Raw genomic sequence first — 19,901 nt, forward strand, 5'->3', positions numbered from 1 at the left:
AAAAACGAGCGCCATATGTAACACCTTCCCTGATGAGAATGATTTTCATTTCCAAGGAAAGTGTAACATGTTTGATAATCATTTTCAATAAGAAAAGCCTATTTGTCAATTTTCTTTAACATTTGAGGTATAAACCGGTTTGTACCTTGATTCATTTGCTCGTATTCAGCGAGTTTACTTAATGCTTTTTCCTCGGCAGGGATGCGGACAGAAAGCATGATGGCGTTCAATACGGCAAAGACGGACGCTGTCATATATGCTTCAAACAGCAAAGGAACCACAAGAAGTTCGAGTGTAACGATCACATAATTTGGGTGGCGGATGAACCTGTAAGGGCCCTTTCTTACAGGATTCGCGCCCGGAAGGACAATGATTTTGGTGTTCCAGTACTTACCGAGCGTGGAAAGCGCCCAGAGCCGCCCAGCCTGCGCGAGGATGAATGCCGCGAGCAGAATCGGCCACAACGGGGAAAGGCCCTTTCCAAGTAGCCATACCTCGAGGATGAGGGCTAAAAAGAAACCCGCATGCATCAAAACCATCCAGGGATAATGCCCCTGCCCAAATTCAAGTGCCCCTTCCCGTTTCATTCTCTTCTCATTTTTCCGGGCGATGATTAATTCGGCCACGCGCTGAAAAATAATGAATGCAATAAATACGGCGAACAGCCTCATTCCTTCCACCTCATTAACAGCAGCTCAGAACTAAAGCCAGGCCCGAGCGCTCCTGCGAGGCCATATGCGCCGGATTCGGGATTAAGCTCCATGTGGCGCTTCAACACATAAAGGATGGTCGCGGACGACATATTCCCGAATTCACTTAAAACTTGTTTTGAAATATCCATCATCCCTCTATCGATTCCAAGGGAGTTGGCATACGCGTCGAGAACCTTTTTCCCCCCGGGATGGGCAATGAAATACCGGAGCTGGCCGATTTCAACTCCCTCACTCTCCAGAAATGCGCTCACATTCGGCTGCAGCCAATTTTCTATTATTGCAGGAATATCGCGGGAGAATATGACATAGAGCCCTTCGTTTTTAATATCCCAACCCATAACATCAAGTGAATCAGGCATGAGCGTCGATTGGGTAGCGATAATTTCCGGCACCCTGCCTGCAGGTAAGCCATTTACTTCATCACCGCAAATCAGCGCGCAGCTAACCCCGTCCGCGAACAGGGAAGTCCCGACGAGGTTGCTCTTGGAGCGATCGTTCTTTTGAAAAGTAAGGCTGCAGAGCTCAACACTGAGAACGAGCACTTTCGCCTTCGGAAACGCCCGGCAGTATTCATATGCCCTTGAAAGGCCAGCGGCTCCCCCTGCACATCCAAGGCCCCAAATCGGAATCCTTTTTGTATACGGCGAAAAAGGCAGCTTATTCATAATTCTCGCATCGATGCTAGGCGTTGCCATACCAGTAGTGGAAACATAGAACAACGCTTCGATTTCCTCGTATTCAACCTGCCTGTTTAAAAATGACACGTCGGACAGGCATTTGGCAATAGCCTCCGCACCAAGCTCCACGGCCGCTTCAATATAGGCATCGTTCCTTTCCTTGAACGTGCGTCCTTCCTTGAACCATTCAATATCCTTAACGAACCGCCTGCTCTCGATTTGGCCATTCTGGAAAACCTTCAATAACCGTTCAATGTCGTGATAGGATTCCGAAAACAACTCCCTTGCAAACTCGACGGCCCTCTCCTGCTCGACCTTGTAGGGAGGCAATGCTTCCGCTATTGAAATGACTGCTGGCATCGTACATTCTCCTTCAACTCTTGTAAGGGTATTTTTACCCGGCTACGGTAAATTATTCCGTAGCGGCTACTAGCCTATTCCCTGTTTTTGCGGAAAGTATACGGGTATCTATGCCGATTGCCAAAAACAAAAAAAAGCCCCCTCCTTATAAAAAGAGGGGGGCAATATATTTTGAAGGGTTGTTGTGCACTTCCATTATACCAAAATCACAAGCGTCCATCATTGGCCAATCATTTCCAACCATAATTAGAATCCTTGAATTGTCATCCCGCCGTCGACAAACAAAGTTTGCCCATGGACATAGCTGCCAGCATCGGAAGCTAAAAACACTGCCGGCCCTGCCAGTTCAGGAAGCTCGCCAATTCGTTTCAACGGCGTTACATCAAGAATATCCTTTACATACGCAGGGTCGGCGAGAAGTTTTTCCGTTAACGGCGTCTTGAAATACCACGGCCCGATTGCGTTGACATTGATATTGTACTGTCCCCACTCAAGCGCGAGGACCTTGGTCATTTGGATGAGCGCCGCCTTGCTCGCCGCATACACGACGCCTGTCCGGAGCGCGACATGGCCGGCAACGGATGCAACCGAAATAATCCTTCCCCCTGTTTCCTGTTCCTTCATTACTTTCCCGGTTTCCTGTGCCATCATGAAAGCGGATTTAAGATTCGTATTCATGATGGTTTCCCATTCTTCATCGGTCACATCAAGCGCCTGTGAGCGGATGTTCATGCCCGCATTGTTAATGAGAATATCCACGGATCCCCATTCTTCCTTTACAGTGGCAACCGCACGCATCGTATCTTCCCTTTTAGTCACGTCAGCGGGAATGACCAGGCTCTTGCACCCGTGGCTATGTATGATTGCCGCTGTTTCTTCAAGGTCGGAAACGGTACGTGAAAGGATTGCCACATCGGCGCCTGCTTCCGCCAGGGCCGATGCGAGCGCCCTGCCAATCCCCCTCCCCGCGCCTGTCACGATGGCTTTTTTTTCATCAAGCCGAAATGAAGGTAAATACATCTTCCTCATCCTCCCTAATTTTGTTCCTTTTACCGCTTAATCTTGTCTGGGCTTTCCTGGTAGTCATGACTCTCTCATTATAATGAATGCACATTGAAAAAGCACCGAATTACCGGTGCCATGGCTCAGTCCTTATTCTGTTTTTGGACTTCAATCCAAATTTTATTGGAGGCAAGCGAACCGCAAACCTTGCAGGCTGTTTTTTCATTATAGAGCAGTCGGCATTTTTCACAATAATATTTCTCCATTTTCCTCCAGCCCTTTCTTCGTTTACTAACAGTTTATTTTCGTTTCTGTTGTTTTGTTCATTAAATCGTCTGGCAAGCTACCCTCATGCTTATCAACAACTTTTCTCACTCTCTTATTTGCGTGTTCATTTTTTTGACACATTTACCCCGTCTGAAAAGTGATTTAAATCACTGTTTTAACGGCTTTCTCCTATTACCATAGTGATAAATAAGGTATGAATACTTTGTGAACATTAAGAAACCCATATTTTACTTTTTTTATAGTTTTGTATTATGAAATAAGTACTTATCGATTTCTTATATTTTGGAAGGAGTGCTGGGGGATGGCAAAAACAGAATTGGCGAAGACAGGAAAGAAAGTTAAGCACAAAGTCCAGGATTCGGAACCAGTCCTGAAAGGAACCCTTATATCGGTTTTTCTGCTTGGGGCGTTTTTAATTCTGACATGGGCAGGGGTTTACTTCTTATTCCTTGACCGTTTTTAAAAGAAAGGGGGAGCATTCATGCACATTCATAAGTTTGAAAAAATTTGGCTTACATTCGGAATAACCACTCTCGTCATGTTCTTATCAGTAGTCGGAGTCAGCGCTTTCTATATGGGCAACCAGCCGCCAAGCTGCAACCTGACGATTGACCCGGAAAAAGTGGACACCCAGGAACCATTCGACAAGCCGGGGCTGACAAAGGTTGAAGGGAAGGAATGGGACTACCAGCTCGTTTACGTCGCCTCCGCCTTTTCCTATAATCCAATGAAAGTAGAAGTCCCTGTTGGGGCAAAAGTTAAAGTAATTGCAACCACCAAGGATGTCATCCATGGATTCCAGGTTGCCGGTACAAATATTAATATGATGCTTGAACCCGGCTATGTAAGTGAGTTCACGACTACCTTCGACAAAGCTGGTGAGTACCTTGTCGTTTGTAATGAATACTGCGGCACGGGGCATCACTTAATGCAATCCACAATCGAGGTGACTGAATAATGAATACTTCCACTATCCAGACGAAAGTCGATCGACGGGACGCCAAGCTTTCAATGGCCCACCTTTATGTTGCATTCACAGCCCTGGCGCTTGGGGGCTTGATGGGCCTATTACAGGTTTTGGTTAGGTCGGGTAGATTCGAGCTTCCGTTCGGAATCGATTATTATCAAGTATTGACCGTGCACGGCGTTTTGCTCGGCCTTGTCCTGACAACATTTTTCATCATTGGTTTCCAGACAGCGGCCGTGAGCCGGACTGCGGGCGCAATGTCTGATGGAGGACGCTTGGCAGGCTGGATTGGCTTCTGGCTGATGACGATTGGAACCGCCATGGCGGCAACAATGATCCTTTTAAAAGAGGCAACCGTCCTATTTACGTTTTACGCTCCATTGAAGGCCCACCCGGTTTTCTATATCGGCCTTACGCTTGTCATCGTCGGCAGTTGGGTTTCCGGAGGTGCCCTTCTTGGATCCTACGGCAGATGGCGGAGGCAGAATCCTGGTAAAAACAGCCCGCTTTTGACTTTCATGGTCGTTGTCAATACTGTCATGTGGATTGTTGCGACAATCGGGGTTGCCGCAACGGTTCTGTTGCAGCTTCTGCCATGGTCGCTTGGAATCGTTGAACGGGTAGATGTACTCGTGAGCCGGACCTTGTTCTGGTATTTCGGCCATCCGCTCGTGTATTTCTGGCTTTTGCCTGCCTACATGTGCTGGTACGCAATCATCCCGAAAATCATCGGCGGAAAAATATTCTCCGATTCATTGGCAAGGCTTTCGTTCCTGTTGTTCCTGCTCTTTTCCATACCGGTCGGTTTCCATCMCCAGCTTGTTGAACCGGGAATTGACCCCGCCTGGAAATTCCTCCAGGTTGTACTGACATTCATGGTCATCATCCCATCTTTGATGACTGCCTTCTCAATGTTCGCGACATTTGAGAAAACCGGCCGTTCCAAAGGTGCAACTGGATTGTTCGGCTGGGCAAAAAAGCTTCCATGGGGCGATGCAAGATTCACGGTCCCATTCATCGGAATGGCAGCGTTTATCCCTGCAGGTGCTGGCGGTATCGTCAATGCGTCGCACCAGTTGAACCAGGTTGTCCATAATACAATCTGGGTAACCGGCCACTTCCATTTGACGCTTGCAACAACGGTTGTCCTGACTTTCTTCGGCATCTCCTATTGGCTCGTACCGCATTTGACCGGCAGGAAACTGACGAAGACTATGAATAAACTGGCGATTATCCAGGCTTGGGTCTGGGCGGTCGGCATGACGTTCATGTCGGGCGCGATGCACGCGGCAGGCCTTTTGGGAGCTCCGCGCCGCTCGGCATTCTCTGAATATGGCGGTTCGGCTCAGGCCGCCGAATGGATCCCCTACCAGGTTGCCCAGGCAATCGGCGGCTCGATTTTGTTTATCGGCATCATTCTCGTATTGATCATTTTCATTAACCTCGCTTTCTTTGCGCCAAAAGGTGAGGAGGAATTCCCTGTCGGCGAAGCAGAAGCGGGAGAAGCAAAGGCCCCGGCCGTATTCGAAAACTGGAAGCTGTGGCTCGGCATTACCGCGGCATTGATCCTTTTCGCCTACACGATTCCGCTCATTGATATTATCCAAAATGCGCCAATCGGTTCAAAGGGCTGGCAAACGTGGACCAAATGGTAATCAGGATTAATTAGGACAGAAAAGGCTCCGGTCACATTGACTGGAGCCTTTTCTTATTCGGCCGGAACTGTTCAAAATTCAGATTGGCCACGGATACGGATAAGAGGATGAGAGCAGAACCGATGATTTGCAGGATACCGATTCCTTCCCCGTAGAGGAAAACCCCAAGCATCGTCGCCACAATCGGTTCGACAGTCGCGATAATCGCCGCCGTGCTGCTGTCGGTTTTTTCAAGTCCCTTCGTATACATAAAATAGGCCAGAACGGTTGGAACAATGCCAAGGCCTGCTCCATAAAGGAGTGAATCCGCCGATAGGACAACGTCTGCCTTGTCCCAAAGGCTTGTCAGCGGGACGAGGAATAAGGCAGCTGTTAAAAACGTATAAAACGTAATCGTAAATGGCTTGTATTTGTTCAACGCCGCTTTTCCAAAAATGCTGTAAAGGGCATACCCCAGCCCTGCCCCAAGGCCGATCAGAAGTCCGGTTGGGGCCGCCCCGGCGGAATCCCCCCTGAATCCGGCAACGAGTACACATCCCAAAAATGTGCCCGCCACAGCCAGAAATTTCGTTTTCGTGAATTTCTCCCTGAAAACAAAAAAGGATAAAATCGACACGAAAATCGGAGACGTATACAAGAGAATAACGGCAAGCGACACGTCCATCAAATTCAGGGCCGTAAAATAGCACCAATTAAAGAATACGATACTGAAGATGCCGGTCCCGATGAACAGCCAACTGTCACGCAGCCGGATCGCCATATCTCCCCTGTATTTCACGCCGCCAATCACAGCAAGCAGAATCGCCGCAATTGCGACCCTGATTGTCACGATTTCCATCGGGCTGAAGCCAATTTCGGCCAGTCCCCTTACAAAGATCGCAATGCATCCCCACAATGACGCACTGGCCGCGATTAGCATAAGCGGAATATACTTTTTCATCAAACCCACCACCAATCAGTGAAACAATCCCCTTTTCTTATTTATCCACGTTAAGGCCGTAAATCCCGCAGTATTTTTTATAAAGGTAGCCAATCAGGTATTCGGGATTCAGCCCCTCTCCCGTAGCATCGTTCAGGATCTCAAGCGGTTTTTTCATTTTCCCAAAAGAATGGACATTCTTTGTAAACCATTCCTTGATGGGGAGAAACTCGCCGTTTTCCAGAAGGCTATCGAATTCAGGCATTTCCTTTTTGAGTGTATTCATGAACTGGGCAGCATACATGTACCCGAGCGCATAGGAAGGAAAATAGCCGAACGAACCGCCTGACCAGTGGACATCCTGAAGGACTCCTTCCGCATCGTTCCGCGGGCGGATGCCCAAATACTGCTCGTATTTGCTGTTCCAGACTTCCGGGAGATCCTTTACCTCGATTTCGTTGTTAAAAAGCCCCTTTTCTATTTCATAGCGAATAATGATATGGAGCGGATACGTTAATTCGTCTGCTTCAATCCGGATATACGATGGTTTCGATTCATTGATTGCCTTGTAAAAATCGTTGATTGAAACCCCATCAAACTGTCCGTCAGCGAATTCTTTCAGCAATTCGAAGTTGTTCTTCCAAAACGCAAGGCTCCTGCCAACGAAATTTTCATAAAAGAGCGATTGCGATTCATGTATACCCATGGAGGTTCCGGAGCAAAGCGGTGTACCAATCAGCTCCTTGGAAATATTCTGTTCATATAAGGCGTGTCCGGCTTCATGGATTGTCCCGAATACCGCAGTCCGGAAATCATGTTCATCATAATTTGTCGTTACCCTTACATCTCCCGGATTCAGTCCGGTCGCGAACGGATGGACTGTCTCATCAAGCCTGCCGGCATTGAAGTTATAACCAATCTTCTTTAGGACCTCAAGGCTGAAATCCTTTTGCGCTTCTTTCGGGAAATGGTGGAACAAGAATCCTGTCTCTGGTTTCCGGCCCGATTTCGCTATTTCACTTACCAAAGGAACAATTTTCTCGCGGAGCCTCGCAAAGACATTGTCGAGTACCTCAACAGTGACTCCAGGCTCATACATGTCAAGGAGAGAATCATATGGATTGCCGCCATGTCCCCAATACTCGATAAACTGCTTGGTGATGGCGACGAGTTTTTCCAAATAGGGCCTGAACAGTTCAAAATCAGAGGCCTTTTTCGCTTCCTCCCATACCGATTCAGCCCTCGCCTGAAGTACGACATATTCCCTGAACAAGTCCTCGGGTATTTTACGGTTCCGGTCGAAGTTCTTTTTGCACTCTTCAAGGACCTTCTTTGTAATCGGGTCCAGCTCGGCGCCGGAAAGTTGTTCTATGTATGCTGCCATCTCATCGGATACGGACATTTTAAAAACTTCACTGGAAAGCACGCCAATCACTTCGGAGCGCTGGACATGCCCTTCTTTCGGGGCGCCAGTCCGCAAATCCCAGTAGATTAGCCCGAGCGCTTCGTTGTAGGCCGACATTTTCTTTACGTAGGCCAGAAAAGACTTTTCTATTTCTGCAATCGATTTTCCCATACCTTTTCCCCTTTCGATTAATCAATCCATTTTATCATACTTTTTGGAAAATTAGATTTTATAAATAAAAAAGCTGCTGCGGAATATGGGTTCCACAGCGGCTTGATAGGTTCTACAGTTTCTTTTTAATAGCTACCTTCCATATTTCCGGGCCTTCTTCGATATACTGCCATTCGAACTCATCCGGCCGCTCCATCATGAACTGATAAAGCAATGGCCTTGGGTCATGGTCATTGATAATTTGCATGGATTCACCCTTTTCTAGGCTGTCGAAAGCAGAGAAGATTGTCGGATGCTTTTCCCGTGGCGGATAATCGGGCACATTGACAATGGCTGCAAAGGTTTGCATTCTTATCACTCCTAAAAATATATTGACCGTCCCTTCAATTATATTTCGACGCGAACGCAAGAAGAGTGCGTGCAATCACACCTGTTGTGTGATTCTTTTTTAAGCGTGGCATTATTTTTTATAAAGGTATGATTGGCATCACTTAACGGTGGCCTTGATCCTGGTAAACTTAGATTAACAATAACCATATAGGATAAAAGGTGAAGCCGATGAAGAGGACAGATATTGTTAAGCGGCTGGCTGCTGTTCCAATTTTCAAAGAATTGAATTTCTGCGAGCTTGAAGAGGTTGTCAAGATTGCCATAGCCCGTTTTTACAAGAAGAAGGCGTACGTCTTTATGCAGGATGACCCGCTCGACCGGGTGTTTTTCATCCATTCAGGAAAAGTAAAGATTTACCGGACAGATTCTGCGGGCAAGGAACAAATTATTTCGGTGCTTGAACCAGGCGAAATGTTTCCGCACGCAGGATTTTTCAGGCAGGGAAATTTTCCAGCTCATGCTGAAATTGTTGAAAAAGCCGAATTGATTGTCGTTCCGATTAAGGAATTTGAAAAAATGCTCCTCTCGTATCCCGAACTCAGTATTAAGCTGTTCAGGGTTCTTGGCGAAAAAATCGTCGACCTCCAGGCCCGGCTTGAAGCGCAGATTCTCCACAATACGTATGAGCAGATCCTCCTCCTCCTTCTCAGGCTGACAAAGTCAAATGGGGTTGGAAAAGATGGCGTTTACCAGCTGACAACCCATTTTACGAACCGGGAGCTGGCCAATATGATCGGCACAACGAGGGAAACTGTGTCCCGCACGGTCAACCATTTAAAGAAAAAACAGCTGTTGCGCCAGGATGGGGAAGGTTTCTATTTGATTGACAGAGATGCCCTTCAGCAGGAGCTTTTTTAAAAAGGAGAGAGTGTGATGGAACAAAAGATTGTAGAGCTTGATGTACGCGAAGATCTGAAAAACAAACTGGAGCCATTCCAAAAAATTATGGATGCGGTTCTCGTGCTTGAGGAGAACAATGTTTTCATTCTGCATGCCCCGTTCAAACCTGTTCCCTTATTTGCGGTAATGAAGGCAAAAGGATTTTCGCATGAGGAAGAGGAGATCGGGAAGAAACACTGGAAAGTCACTTTTACAAAAAAGGGTGGTCAAAAATGATTCTCGATAACCGCGGGCTTGAGCCTCCAGAGCCGATGATGAGGACATTGGCGGTATTGGAAGGGCTTGGCGAAAATGAAATATTAACGATTATTAACGACCGGCGCCCGATGTTCCTGTATGAACAGCTCGAGGAACTTTGCTTTAAACAGCGGACTGAAGAACAAAATGACGGAAGTTTTAGAATAGAAATCTTCCGCTAAAGGAGGATGCATCATGCTTCAGCAGCACTCAGGTAATGAAACCTCCATTAAGCTGCCGTTTGCTTTTATTTTGTCCGGGCTGGCGGCATTGATGCTTTCGCAGATAATCTTGCTTATGAATGGGAGTTTGGTTTCTGATGGGGTATTCCGGATTCCCCCGATTTGGTCATCAGCCCACCTGCTTCTTTTAGGTTGGGCTCTCATGACCGCGATGGGAGCAATGTACCAACTTGTACCGGTCGCTTTCCTGACCCCGGTCTGGAGCGAAAAATTCGGATATATCCAATTTGCGGCAACCGCTATGGGTATCGGGATTTTTTCGGCAATGCTTTATGTAAATCCTCCGAAGGCGTTTTTGCCTGGAGTCCTCGCGTTGGCCGGAATCCTAATGTTTATTTTTCAGATGTATATGACACTCAGGAAACAGGCGAAGCCCACTATCCTGACCTTATTTGTCGGTACTGGGCTCTTTTGCCTCCTGACAACGATTGTTCTTGGCATTTTGATGGCATGGTTTATTAAAACCGGCGCCGGAGCAAACATTTATGCTGCTGTTTTTAAAAGCCACCTGCTACTCGGGTTAGCAGGCTGGTTCACATTATTGATTTTCGGTTTTTCCTATAAGATGGTTCCGATGTTTTCCTTGTCGCATGGTTATAGAATGAACGTGGCAAAACTGGTCTTCGGCATTTATTGCTTGGGGCTTGCAGCCATGATCGTTTCGTTTTGGTCGGGGTACCCTTCTCTCGAAGGCCTGGGCTTGGCGTTGCTAGCTGCCGGTTTTGTCCTTTTTGTATGGCATATTAAGCACATAATCAGCAAAAGGATTAAAAAGAAACGTGATAAACCTTTTTTATTCGCGCTTCTTGGGATTGCATTTGGCGCAGCCATCCATTTAACTGCCTTGGTTGCCTGGGTGTCAGGTTCTTTTTCACATCTAATAGGCCCGCTGATTTATCTTTATATCCTACTGTGGATTGCCTTGAGCATTTTGGGCTACCTGTATAAAATTGTACCGTTTTTATGGTGGACCCACAAATACAGCCATGAAATTGGAAAAACGCCTGTTCCTTCCCTAAAGGAGATGGTCAGCGACAAATCTGCAGTGCCTTTGTTTATGATGCTCGCCGCCGGATCGCTAATCGTATTTAGCTCTTTGCTCACGAAAACAGCGAGCCTTTTCTTCATCGGCCAGGCAGTGGTTTCGATTTCACTTTCAGGCATTAGCTTGACAATTATTGGAGTGTTAAAAAAATGAAGGGGTGTTTCCTTATGGAAATTGCAGATAAAATTCGTGAAGAACTGAAACAGGTGCTCGATCCCGAGCTAAACATTAATGTTGTGGATTTAGGCCTTATTTATGGAATTCGCATGGCTACTGAAAGGGACGTGGAAATTACAATGACCCTGACAACTCCGGGCTGCCCACTGCACGACAGCATCACTTCGGGCGTAAAACACAGAATAGAAGCGATGGAAGAAATTAATTCTGCTACTGTGAACCTTATTTGGGAGCCGGCATGGTCGCCGGAAAACATGTCGAAAGAGGCATTGAGACTCTTGGGAAGGTAAGAAAAAAATAAAGGCCGGGATGTCAGGGTTTCCCCTGTACCCGGCCTTATCTTATCGCGGCATTTGCCGATAGCGCCTGCTTCCAGTTCCTGTCCGCTTCTTTTAATTGAACAACTATCGTTGCTGTTGGCTTGGAATCCTCATTCAGCATTTGCTTCGTTGCCTCAATCGCCTTGGCAATTTTGGCGAAATCGATTGGTTGATACATGTTTCCTTTCCCTCCCGAATAAAGTAGGATGTCTGTATTCTATTCGGTAGTGAACAGGATTATTCATGTATCGTTACTAAATGTACACTACTTCGTGCGTGGTGGCCTTGGACCCCAATACTGATAGTAGTCTGTTTTGATAAAGCCATTGAAAAGCTTCCGTTTCTTGGTAGCCGGCTTACCGTAAAACTTTTCAAAATCCTCGTGGGCGGTAAGGATATACTTGCTCCATGTATCAAGCTTTCCAAAAGCCTCGCCCATTTCACCGTACATTTTTTCAACAGCGGGCCTGTCTCCAAGCCGCTCCCCATACGGCGGGTTTGCGACAATGACACCGTATTGCTTGTCGGAAGTCAAATCTCTTACCTGCATTTGTTTGAAGGAAATCAATTCCCCAAGCCCCGCTTCAAAAGCATTTCCCTCGGCAATCTTTATCATGCGGTGGTCGATATCCGATCCCGAAATATCAAGCGGCTGGTCATAATTGGCCAAATCTTCCGCTTCCGTCCTAGCTTCATCCCAAATCCTTTCAGGAATCCAGCCCCATTGCTCCGAAACAAATTCCCGATTGAAACCCGGGGCAATATTTTGGCCAATTAATGCAGCCTCTATCGGAATCGTACCCGATCCGCAGAATGGGTCTATGAACGGTTTATCAGCTGTCCAGTTTGTCAGGAGCACAAGGGAGGCAGCAAGAGTTTCCTTGAGTGGTGCCTCTCCCTGTCCCGCGCGGTAGCCTCTTTTATGAAGCCCTGCTCCACTCGTGTCAATTGTTAGCGTTGCAACATCTTTCAGGAGTGAGACCTCAATTTTAACAAGAGGTCCGGTTTCCTCAAACCTGCTCGTCCTCCGATAAGCCTTTTTAAGCCTTTCGACGATCGCTTTCTTCACAATCGCCTGGCAGTCGGAAACGCTGAATAGCTTGGATTTAACCGATTTTCCGCTGACCGGGAATTCAGCATCTTCAGAAATGAATTGTTCCCATGGAAGAGCTTTTGTTTTTTCAAACAGTTCATCAAAAGTAAAAGCCTTGAATTCGCCAGCCTTTAATTTTACCCTATCCGCAGTTCTCAGCCAAAGATTGGCCTTCGCAATCGCGGCCTCATCACCCGTAAATGTAACCTTGCCGTTCTCGGTGCTGCCTTCATACCCTAAATCTTTAACTTCCTTGGCAACAAGCGCTTCGAGCCCCATTGCCGCAGTCGCGATAATTTGATACTTGCCCATTTTTTCACCTAACCTTGGTATGTATGCTTTTTGTCTGTTAACAGGATTGCATAAAAAAGCGTAAAAGTCCAGTTACCCGGTGGAGATTTGGACAGTAAACTGCATTTCGAACGGCCACCTGTCCAAATCAGGCGGCGATTCGGACGGCAAACTCCGAAAAACCCGGTAAACCCATGATCAGTGTCCACACATTAGTCCATTTAATTACACAAAAAAAGCTCCCCTGATCCGGAGAGCCTTTCATCTTTATGGCAATTTTCCACTAATGCGTTCTGTAAGCCATGTTCTGTACCATTGTACTGCTAGCGACGCGAGTCTCGTACTCCGGCGGTAATCATCTATCTACAGGCATAAGCCTGTCCTTCTCCCTCGTTGAGTTCCTTGGAGAAAGCGCCCCTACCATAATTTGGGTTTCTCGCTCGTGGGGTTTACCTCGTTCCACCCTTCGCATTTCTTTGAAGGCTACGTCACTGTGGCACTTTTATAGGTATTCATGCCATATCCAAGGGACTTAGGCATTTTCCCGGCCGTCAGCCAAAACTGGCTGCCCTGGCTTATTTTTTCGCCAGGCACGAACACTACAGGCATCTCAGCCTGTGCGAGCATGGACTTTCCTCTGCAGCTGAAACTGCAGCGATTACCCGAACGCGCTTAATGGACACTATCTATTATAGGAATATCCTCAATGAAAAGCAATGGTTTTTAGAGGAAACGCTGGCAGCTTCGATCAATCGTACAGTTTATTTCCAAAAACATGCTTTTCAAGGTTGGAAAGACGTTTCAGTATATCGAAGTTGGTTGTGCCGGCAGGCTGTACAGGCGGCTGCTGGGAAGCCCTTCTGGATGTATCCTCGAGCTGCTTTTTCAGGCGGAGGTTTTCCTGCTGAAGTTCTTCAATTTCCTGGTGGAAGGTTTCATAGTCCTTAATGATCAGGTCAAGGAATTTATCAACATCTTCCTGCTTATAGCCGCGCATGGCCGTCTTAAACTCCTGTTCCAAAATATCTTTTGCCGTAAGTTTAATTTTATCCGATAACATTTCATTCACCTCAGGCTTCGCCAATCATTACATATTATTTTTTCAAAAATATCCCCTTTTGTCAATTCTTCATGCGATTGACCGAAATTGCAGCTAGCCGCATCGCATGGGACATAGAGCTCGTGTGGCGGAAAGTTAATAATCGTACCGCCTCATTTGTTCTTCTTCAACGATTTCCTGCAGATCATAGAAGGTTATCAGCCTAATTTGATAACTTTCTTTTCTTTGAGCCATTTCGTAAATAAATTTAGGGCTCCCTTCCTTTTCAGGGTCGTACAAGAGAAGCAGCAAATCGCTCTTTTCTATAAAAAATTGATTTTTAAGCCTGAATTGGAGTGGGCTTTCGTAATTCTTCTTTGTGATTGAATCCACATATTCCGCCCCAATAAGGATGGACTCATACCATTCCTTGTTCGCTTCGTTCCATTTTTCCTCCTGGTTGAGAAAAGGCGTAATGACAGCGAGCTTCAAATCTGGGAAATTTTCCTGCAGTTCGAAAACGGCCTCCGCCGCCCATAGTTCCGCGCCAAGCTGTCCGCTGATCAATACCCATTCTAGTCCGGATTCCGCCATTCCCTGCAATTCCTTCCTGAAGGCGGCACGAATATATTCTGCGGAAGGGTGGTCCTTTTTAAAAATGCCCAGTTCAAAAGGCTTATAGCCCGAGATTGCCACTACCTTTGACAGACAAACCCCTCCTTTTGATATCTATTCTCGTATACATATAGAATATTCGCAAGCAACGATAAAAAGGGCGTTTTTCCGCCCTCTCCAAATGAACCTCTGGCCAATGCACTAAAATCTATTCCATTGTCCGCCTTCCCGCCGCACCGGTCCGAAGCTGTGGACCGGCGGCATGTGCAATGTACTGAATACATGCGGGAAATAATGTTCATGGATAATCCGCTGATGGTTCACCGTTATTCCATGGACGGGATGGATATGGGGAATGACAATGGTGGAATATTCATGGTTAACATGCAATGGGGCAGCGGGGAATAACCCGCTTGCGTTGCCTGGCCTGCCATACATGGCATTCACTCCTTTTCCAAGGTGTTAATAGCCTATGGCAACTCCGCGTAAAACGCTCTAATGAATTGACCCAATTACATGAGGAACGCCAGAAAACTTTCCTTCATATTCGTAAAAATGATTGCCGTCAGGCAGACTACAATAAAAAATAGACATAATATTGCTTTATACATACAACCAGCCCCGTTTATGTTGATAAATGTCGAAAATGCCTTTCCAAACTTCAATTTTACAGCCGTACGAAATCTTAAACAACTAAAAAAGTGGAATTTACCATGGGAAATTCCGAAAAATTTGTGACATTTTTTTCGACGCCCGTTCTTCCCATTCAAAAAAAGTGGCAGTTCCATCCAGCCTATATAAACCTTGCTGCTCACATTGCTCTCGCCACATTTTCTAATGGCCCTTGCTGTCCTGTGAAGCAGTACCTCCACATTTTCTAACGAGCCTTGCTTCCCTGTGACGCAGTTCCTCAATCAAGGCTTTGCCAGTTGATAACCTGATTTCATTTTCCCCGAAAAGGGAAATCGCCTTTCTGCAAAATTCCAGGCCGTTCCGGAAATTCTTCTCGCGATGTTCAAGGATTTTTGCAGCCTCAATGCACCCTTCAATCGCTAGGCTCCTATCCGCTGATTGCGCCAACGAAGAGAACAATTCTAGCGCGCCTTTCCAATTCCGTTCCTTTTTTTGCGTATACGCGAGGGCGAGCCTTGAGCGATCCGCTTCTTCGCTCTTCCCTTCAATCAAATTGGCAAAAGCCTTAGTCGCTTCATCGTGGTTCCCAACGGCAGAAAACCACTTTCCAACCTCAAAAGCCTCCCGGTTTGTCCGGCCCTCATCCACCCCGCAAATCTGGAAGGTCAGGTGTGCGTACAGTGTGACGAGGGAAAGGATATCTAGTTCATTATGCTTCATAATGCCGAGCATTCCTTCAGGCCGGCCGCTTTCAACAAAATCAAAATAAATCATCGGGGCTAGGAATCCGGGGATATCGTCCACCCTCTCGACCCCGAGCACTTCCTTTTCCACCACAGAAAGCTTCAATCTCTCAAGCCGATGCTTCCAGAGCCTCCTTGCGGCATGGTACAAGTCGAAATGGCCAAAGTGAGGCAATTTCGGTACATTGTCCCTGACAAGAGTGTGCCTTGTCTTTACTTGCGGCCAGTCGAACGATTTTCCGTTATAGGTTACGAGCGTCCGGTAATCAATGCTTTCCAAAAAACTTTGATACAAAGGAACTTCAGCCCCGGGATTCGGCAGGATATGCTGCCTTAACACCAGGGAATTCCCCATCACACTCGCATAGCCGAGCAGGAAAATTGTATTMCCCGCCCCTCCGCCAAGCCCTGTTGTTTCCGTATCAAAAAAGAACAGCTCTTCTGGGGAATGCCCAGCTGAAGAAAGCGGATGGCCAATCCTGGTTTTTTCCCAAATGGCCGTGGCCTCGATGAAGTCGGAAAATCTGTATTTCCCATGCTGGTGTGACAGCGGATAGGCAACCTCCCGAATTAGGCAGTATTGGCCATCAAAATGGTAGACGTTTACTCCGGCCTTGGCCCATTCATCCAAAAAAGGAACATCACGGGCGGTCTCCCCATTCTCTTCCACTTGACGCAAAGGGTCCTTGTTAGCGGAAAGATGCGGTTTCAGCCGGTTCAATTTGTTTTTTAGTGACATCTCCCTAAATCCGTTCCTCCTTCGCCGATTCGAGATAAACGCTAATGATATTCAAGGCGTCCTTTTTTGCCGTCATCACTGAAGTGTCCATGCCAATGCAGGATGGGCAGCCGCTTTCACATCGGCAATTGCCGATCAGTGACCTGGCTTCCTCAAGCACAGTCCCGATTCCCGAATAAATTTTATCGCTCAATCCGATGCCTCCCGGGTAACGGTCATAAAAGAATATCGTCGGCTTTTCATTATGGTCTGCCTTCACCTGCGGAACGACATGGATATCCTGTGGATCTGCCATTACAAATAATGGGGCTATATGGGAAAGTGCATGGGCGGCGCCTATAAGCCCCTGCTCGAGCCGTTCATGCCCCATCCCCTCAAGCGGCTCATAAAGGGAAATCCAGGCTGCGTTCGTGTGCAATTCCGCCTCTGGAAGAAAAATCGGCCCTGACCCAATGTTGTCATGTGTTTCGAACTTTATTTTCTTGAAAATGGTCGCCATGGCCCTGACACTTACATCGCCATAACCAACCTCGGCACCCTTCCGTTCCGAAACCCTGTCAACCTCCAGAACTTTCATCTGAACGGCCAGGTTTGCGTCGGTAAAATAGTCGACATCGACTTCCCTTACGAATGCCTTCTTTTCATCCCAATCAAGTTTTTCGACCTGGTATTGGATTCCCTGGTGCAAATAAATTGCTTCATCATGCAGGAGCGTCATGGCTGAGAAGGTATCCATCTCTCCGATCACCTTTACATTCGCTACATCGGACTGGTCAATAATTATTACATTCTCCTGCGATGCCGATCGTAGGCTAATGTTATGGGCCGGAAATGAATCGTTCATCCAATACCACTTGTCCCCCTTTCTGTAAAGCACCCGTTCCTCTGTTAAATACTCGAGCAGTTCTTCCGTTTCAAAGCTGCCGAAGGATTCTTCTTTTTTAAAAGGAAGCTCGTATGCCGCGCATTTTAAATGGTCGATCAGGATGATCAGGTTATCCGGGTTAATTCTCGCTGTTTCCGGGCTTTTGTTGAAAAAATAATCAGGGTGCTGGATTACATACTGGTCAAGGGGGCTTGAGCTGGCAACCATAATGACTAGCGATTCCCCATGCCTTCTTCCAGCCCTTCCCGCCTGCTGCCACGCGCTTGAGATGGTTCCCGGGTAGCCAGTCATGATGCATACCTGGAGCTGCCCGATATCAACCCCGAGTTCAAGGGCGTTTGTGCTTACAACCCCGTATATATCCCCGGTACGGAGGCCTTTTTCAATGCGGCGCCTTTCGGTTGGCAGGTACCCGCCCCTGTACCCCATAATTGATTTCGGCCCAAGCTGGTTTTTGACGAGTTCCTGCAGATAAGTCAGGATAATTTCCACCCTCACCCTGCTTCTTGCAAAAACGATCGTCTGGATTTTATTTTTTAAAAGCTCGCCCGCGATCCTCCTAACTTCAAGCGTAGCGCTTCTTCTGATGTTCAGCGGTTTATTGACAATCGGCGGATTGTAAAATACAAAATGCTTTCGGCCTGTCGGGGCACCGTTGTTGTCTATTAGTTCCATCTTTGTTTCTGTTAGGGCTTCGGCCAGTTCAACCGGATTGGCAATCGTTGCTGACGTGCAAATAAAAACAGGGTTGCTCCCGTAATAATTGCAAATCCGTTTCAGCCTGCGGATTACGTTGGCGACATGGCTGCCGAATACCCCCCTGTATGTATGCAGCTCATCAATAACGACAAACTTCAAGTTTTCAAACAGGGAAACCCACTTTGTGTGATGGGGCAAAATGGCGCTATGAAGCATGTCCGGGTTTGTAATGACGATATGACCCGCCTTCCGGACCCGCTGCCTGATGTTCGCTGGTGTATCGCCATCATACGTGTAACTGTTTATATCCAATCCCGCTTCCTGGATTAGCTCATTTATTTCACTTTTTTGGTCCTGCGCGAGCGCTTTTGTCGGAAACATATATAGGGCACGGGCGTTAGGGTCGTTAATAATCGTCTCTAGGACAGGCAAATTGTAGCAAAGCGTCTTTCCGGATGCGGTAGGCGTGACTGCCACAATATTTTTTTCCGCGGTTGCTTTTTCAAAAGCCGTCCTTTGATGGGTATATAGCTCCCCGATCCCCCTATTCTGCAGGGCCTCCTTTAAAAAAGGATTCATATTTTCAGGCAACGGTGCTGTCCGTGCCGGTTTCTCTTCAATTGTATGCCAATGGACAATGTTTTCTTTATACTCCCTGTCCAATTTTAATTTATCAAGCATTTCCTGAAGGCTTTTCCTAAGTTTCACGTTCATCCCCCCATATGTTTATTCTAGCGAATAGACGTTCGTTTACAAAGCAAAATCTTTCTATTCACGGAAGAATCCGACAGGAAATTTACACCAGCTGGAGTGAATGCAGTTTTCCGCCTGGTGTGGCCAATTGCTTGCAATCTGGTAAAATACTATGTAGAAGCCAAAATCCTGGGGTGAACAAGTTGAAAGCCGAAACAATCAAAAATGTTTTGTCCTGGTTTCCTATTTTCAGGGAACTTGAAGGGCATGAATTGGATAAAGTCGCCGGGATTTCCCTATCAAGGGAGTTCAGCAAAGGGACTCATGTGTTCATGCAGGGCGATCCCCTTAAAAATGTCTACTTCGTTTCCAATGGCAAAATAAAAATTTATAAAAGTGATGTAAACGGAAAAGAGCAAATCGTTTCCATTCAAAAAAAGGGCGACATGTTTCCCCATGTCGGGTTTTTCCGAAAGGGCGACTATCCGGCGTATGCGGAAGTGCTTGAGCCTTCAACGCTTGTCGTTGTCCCGATCGCGGAATTTGAAAAGGTGCTGATTGACAATCCGGAGCTTTGCATTAAACTTTTCCGGGTGCTCGGCGAGAAAATTGTTGATCTGCAAAACAGGCTTGAAGAGCAAATCCTGAACAACACAAACGAACAAATTATTAAACTGCTCGTCAGGCTTGGGAAAACCCATGGCACAGCGCAGGCGGACGGATCTATTATGCTGAAGGCGGAATTCACGAACAGGGATTTGGCCAATATGATTGGCACGACTAGGGAAACGGTCAGCCGGACGTTGACAAAATTAAAAAAGGATAATGTGATCAGTGTGGACAGCCAGGGAAATATGCGTTTTGATTCCGGGCGGCTCCTCGAGGAAATATATTGACCGCCGCGAAAATCAGAATGAGCAGCATAGCCCGGGCCAAATTCGCTCAAACCATCCTGTGGCTGGGCTGAACGAACGTATGGACAGGTTGTATTCTGCAAGCCAT

Annotated in this window: 22 protein-coding genes and 1 other RNA gene; 9 read left to right on the top strand and 14 right to left on the bottom strand. The window is 46.9% G+C overall.

Annotation, left to right across the window (positions count from 1 at the left end):
- Positions 1-98 precede the first annotated feature (98 nt).
- The 3 genes from ADU24_RS12220 to ADU24_RS12230 form a co-directional block, all read right to left on the bottom strand.
- Complete coding sequence (locus ADU24_RS12220; protein WP_053366899.1) at positions 99-671, bottom strand: isoprenylcysteine carboxyl methyltransferase family protein; 573 nt, start codon at positions 669-671, stop codon at positions 99-101.
- Positions 668-1,750: a type III polyketide synthase gene (locus tag ADU24_RS12225; RefSeq protein WP_053366900.1), complete on the bottom strand. Its 1,083-nt coding sequence runs from the start codon at positions 1,748-1,750 to the stop codon at positions 668-670. The genes ADU24_RS12220 and ADU24_RS12225 overlap by 4 nt, the downstream gene beginning before the upstream one ends.
- Positions 1,751-1,996: 246 nt before the next feature.
- Complete coding sequence (locus ADU24_RS12230; RefSeq protein WP_053366901.1) at positions 1,997-2,770, bottom strand: SDR family NAD(P)-dependent oxidoreductase; 774 nt, start codon at positions 2,768-2,770, stop codon at positions 1,997-1,999.
- A 571-nt stretch (positions 2,771-3,341) separates the two neighbouring features.
- On the opposite strand from ADU24_RS12230, the gene ADU24_RS12235 reads away from it, so the two are divergent.
- From ADU24_RS12235 to ADU24_RS12245, 3 genes are read left to right on the top strand one after another with little or no spacing between them, the layout of a single operon-like run.
- Positions 3,342-3,503, top strand: a complete 162-nt coding sequence (locus tag ADU24_RS12235) for a hypothetical protein (RefSeq protein ID WP_053366902.1) — start codon at positions 3,342-3,344, stop codon at positions 3,501-3,503.
- Positions 3,504-3,521: 18 nt separating this feature from the next.
- Positions 3,522-3,998: a cytochrome c oxidase subunit II gene (locus ADU24_RS12240; protein ID WP_053366903.1), complete on the top strand. Its 477-nt coding sequence runs from the start codon at positions 3,522-3,524 to the stop codon at positions 3,996-3,998.
- A complete protein-coding gene (locus ADU24_RS12245; protein WP_053366904.1) occupies positions 3,998-5,662 on the top strand; it encodes a b(o/a)3-type cytochrome-c oxidase subunit 1 in 1,665 nt (554 codons plus the stop codon). Before ADU24_RS12240 ends, ADU24_RS12245 begins: the two co-directional genes overlap by 1 nt.
- A 31-nt stretch (positions 5,663-5,693) precedes the next feature.
- On the opposite strand, the gene ADU24_RS12250 is transcribed toward ADU24_RS12245, so the two are convergent.
- From ADU24_RS12250 to ADU24_RS12260, 3 genes are all read right to left on the bottom strand, one after another.
- Positions 5,694-6,602, bottom strand: a complete 909-nt coding sequence (locus tag ADU24_RS12250) for a DMT family transporter (RefSeq protein ID WP_053366905.1) — start codon at positions 6,600-6,602, stop codon at positions 5,694-5,696.
- Between the two features lie 37 nt (positions 6,603-6,639).
- The gene (locus ADU24_RS12255) at positions 6,640-8,157 is read right to left on the bottom strand and encodes a carboxypeptidase M32 (protein WP_053366906.1); all 1,518 of its coding nucleotides are present in this window, start codon (positions 8,155-8,157) and stop codon (positions 6,640-6,642) included.
- A gap of 112 nt (positions 8,158-8,269) precedes the next feature.
- Positions 8,270-8,506, bottom strand: coding sequence for a DUF2249 domain-containing protein (locus ADU24_RS12260; protein WP_053366907.1), 237 nt, complete (start codon positions 8,504-8,506; stop codon positions 8,270-8,272).
- A gap of 209 nt (positions 8,507-8,715) precedes the next feature.
- On the opposite strand from ADU24_RS12260, the gene ADU24_RS12265 reads away from it, so the two are divergent.
- Genes ADU24_RS12265 through ADU24_RS12285 form a run of 5 tightly spaced genes read left to right on the top strand, consistent with a single transcriptional unit; the run spans position 8,716 to position 11,438 of the window.
- A complete protein-coding gene (locus tag ADU24_RS12265; protein ID WP_053366908.1) occupies positions 8,716-9,405 on the top strand; it encodes a Crp/Fnr family transcriptional regulator in 690 nt (229 codons plus the stop codon).
- A 15-nt stretch (positions 9,406-9,420) separates the two neighbouring features.
- Positions 9,421-9,663, top strand: a complete 243-nt coding sequence (locus tag ADU24_RS12270) for a DUF2249 domain-containing protein (protein WP_053366909.1) — start codon at positions 9,421-9,423, stop codon at positions 9,661-9,663.
- The gene (locus ADU24_RS12275) at positions 9,660-9,866 is read left to right on the top strand and encodes a DUF2249 domain-containing protein (RefSeq protein ID WP_053366910.1); all 207 of its coding nucleotides are present in this window, start codon (positions 9,660-9,662) and stop codon (positions 9,864-9,866) included. The genes ADU24_RS12270 and ADU24_RS12275 overlap by 4 nt, the downstream gene beginning before the upstream one ends.
- A gap of 13 nt (positions 9,867-9,879) precedes the next feature.
- Positions 9,880-11,124 carry a hypothetical protein gene (locus tag ADU24_RS12280; protein ID WP_053366911.1) on the top strand — a complete coding sequence of 415 codons (1,245 nt, stop codon included), beginning with the start codon at positions 9,880-9,882 and terminating at the stop codon, positions 11,122-11,124.
- Positions 11,125-11,138: 14 nt separating this feature from the next.
- Positions 11,139-11,438 carry a metal-sulfur cluster assembly factor gene (locus ADU24_RS12285; RefSeq protein WP_053368909.1) on the top strand — a complete coding sequence of 100 codons (300 nt, stop codon included), beginning with the start codon at positions 11,139-11,141 and terminating at the stop codon, positions 11,436-11,438.
- A gap of 46 nt (positions 11,439-11,484) precedes the next feature.
- Here the strand turns inward: ADU24_RS12285 and ADU24_RS23045 are convergent, their stop codons facing one another.
- From ADU24_RS23045 to ADU24_RS12325, 8 genes are all read right to left on the bottom strand, one after another.
- Positions 11,485-11,646 carry a hypothetical protein gene (locus ADU24_RS23045; protein WP_156324574.1) on the bottom strand — a complete coding sequence of 54 codons (162 nt, stop codon included), beginning with the start codon at positions 11,644-11,646 and terminating at the stop codon, positions 11,485-11,487.
- Positions 11,647-11,733: 87 nt separating this feature from the next.
- Positions 11,734-12,873, bottom strand: coding sequence for a THUMP domain-containing class I SAM-dependent RNA methyltransferase (locus ADU24_RS12290; RefSeq protein ID WP_053366912.1), 1,140 nt, complete (start codon positions 12,871-12,873; stop codon positions 11,734-11,736).
- 270 nt (positions 12,874-13,143) lie between these two features.
- Positions 13,144-13,522, bottom strand: an RNA gene (rnpB, locus tag ADU24_RS22590) — RNase P RNA component class B.
- A gap of 78 nt (positions 13,523-13,600) precedes the next feature.
- Positions 13,601-13,912: a cell division regulator GpsB gene (gene gpsB / locus ADU24_RS12300; RefSeq protein ID WP_053368910.1), complete on the bottom strand. Its 312-nt coding sequence runs from the start codon at positions 13,910-13,912 to the stop codon at positions 13,601-13,603.
- 135 nt (positions 13,913-14,047) lie between these two features.
- Entirely contained in the window at positions 14,048-14,599 is a 552-nt protein-coding gene (locus ADU24_RS12305; RefSeq protein WP_053366913.1) for a DUF1273 domain-containing protein, read from the bottom strand.
- Positions 14,600-14,707: 108 nt separating this feature from the next.
- On the bottom strand, positions 14,708-14,944 hold the full coding sequence (locus ADU24_RS12310) for a CotD family spore coat protein (RefSeq protein ID WP_053366914.1): 237 nt from the start codon (positions 14,942-14,944) through the stop codon (positions 14,708-14,710).
- A gap of 396 nt (positions 14,945-15,340) precedes the next feature.
- Positions 15,341-16,621, bottom strand: a complete 1,281-nt coding sequence (locus tag ADU24_RS12320; RefSeq protein WP_053366916.1) for a ribonuclease H-like domain-containing protein — start codon at positions 16,619-16,621, stop codon at positions 15,341-15,343.
- A gap of 4 nt (positions 16,622-16,625) precedes the next feature.
- On the bottom strand, positions 16,626-18,914 hold the full coding sequence (locus tag ADU24_RS12325) for a DEAD/DEAH box helicase (RefSeq protein ID WP_053366917.1): 2,289 nt from the start codon (positions 18,912-18,914) through the stop codon (positions 16,626-16,628).
- 188 nt (positions 18,915-19,102) lie between these two features.
- On the opposite strand from ADU24_RS12325, the gene ADU24_RS12330 reads away from it, so the two are divergent.
- Positions 19,103-19,795: a Crp/Fnr family transcriptional regulator gene (locus ADU24_RS12330; protein WP_053366918.1), complete on the top strand. Its 693-nt coding sequence runs from the start codon at positions 19,103-19,105 to the stop codon at positions 19,793-19,795.
- Positions 19,796-19,901 lie beyond the last annotated feature (106 nt).

The sequence above is a fragment of the Bacillus sp. FJAT-27245 genome (assembly GCF_001273955.1).
Taxonomy (GTDB): Bacteria; Bacillota; Bacilli; order Bacillales; family Cytobacillaceae; genus Bacillus_D.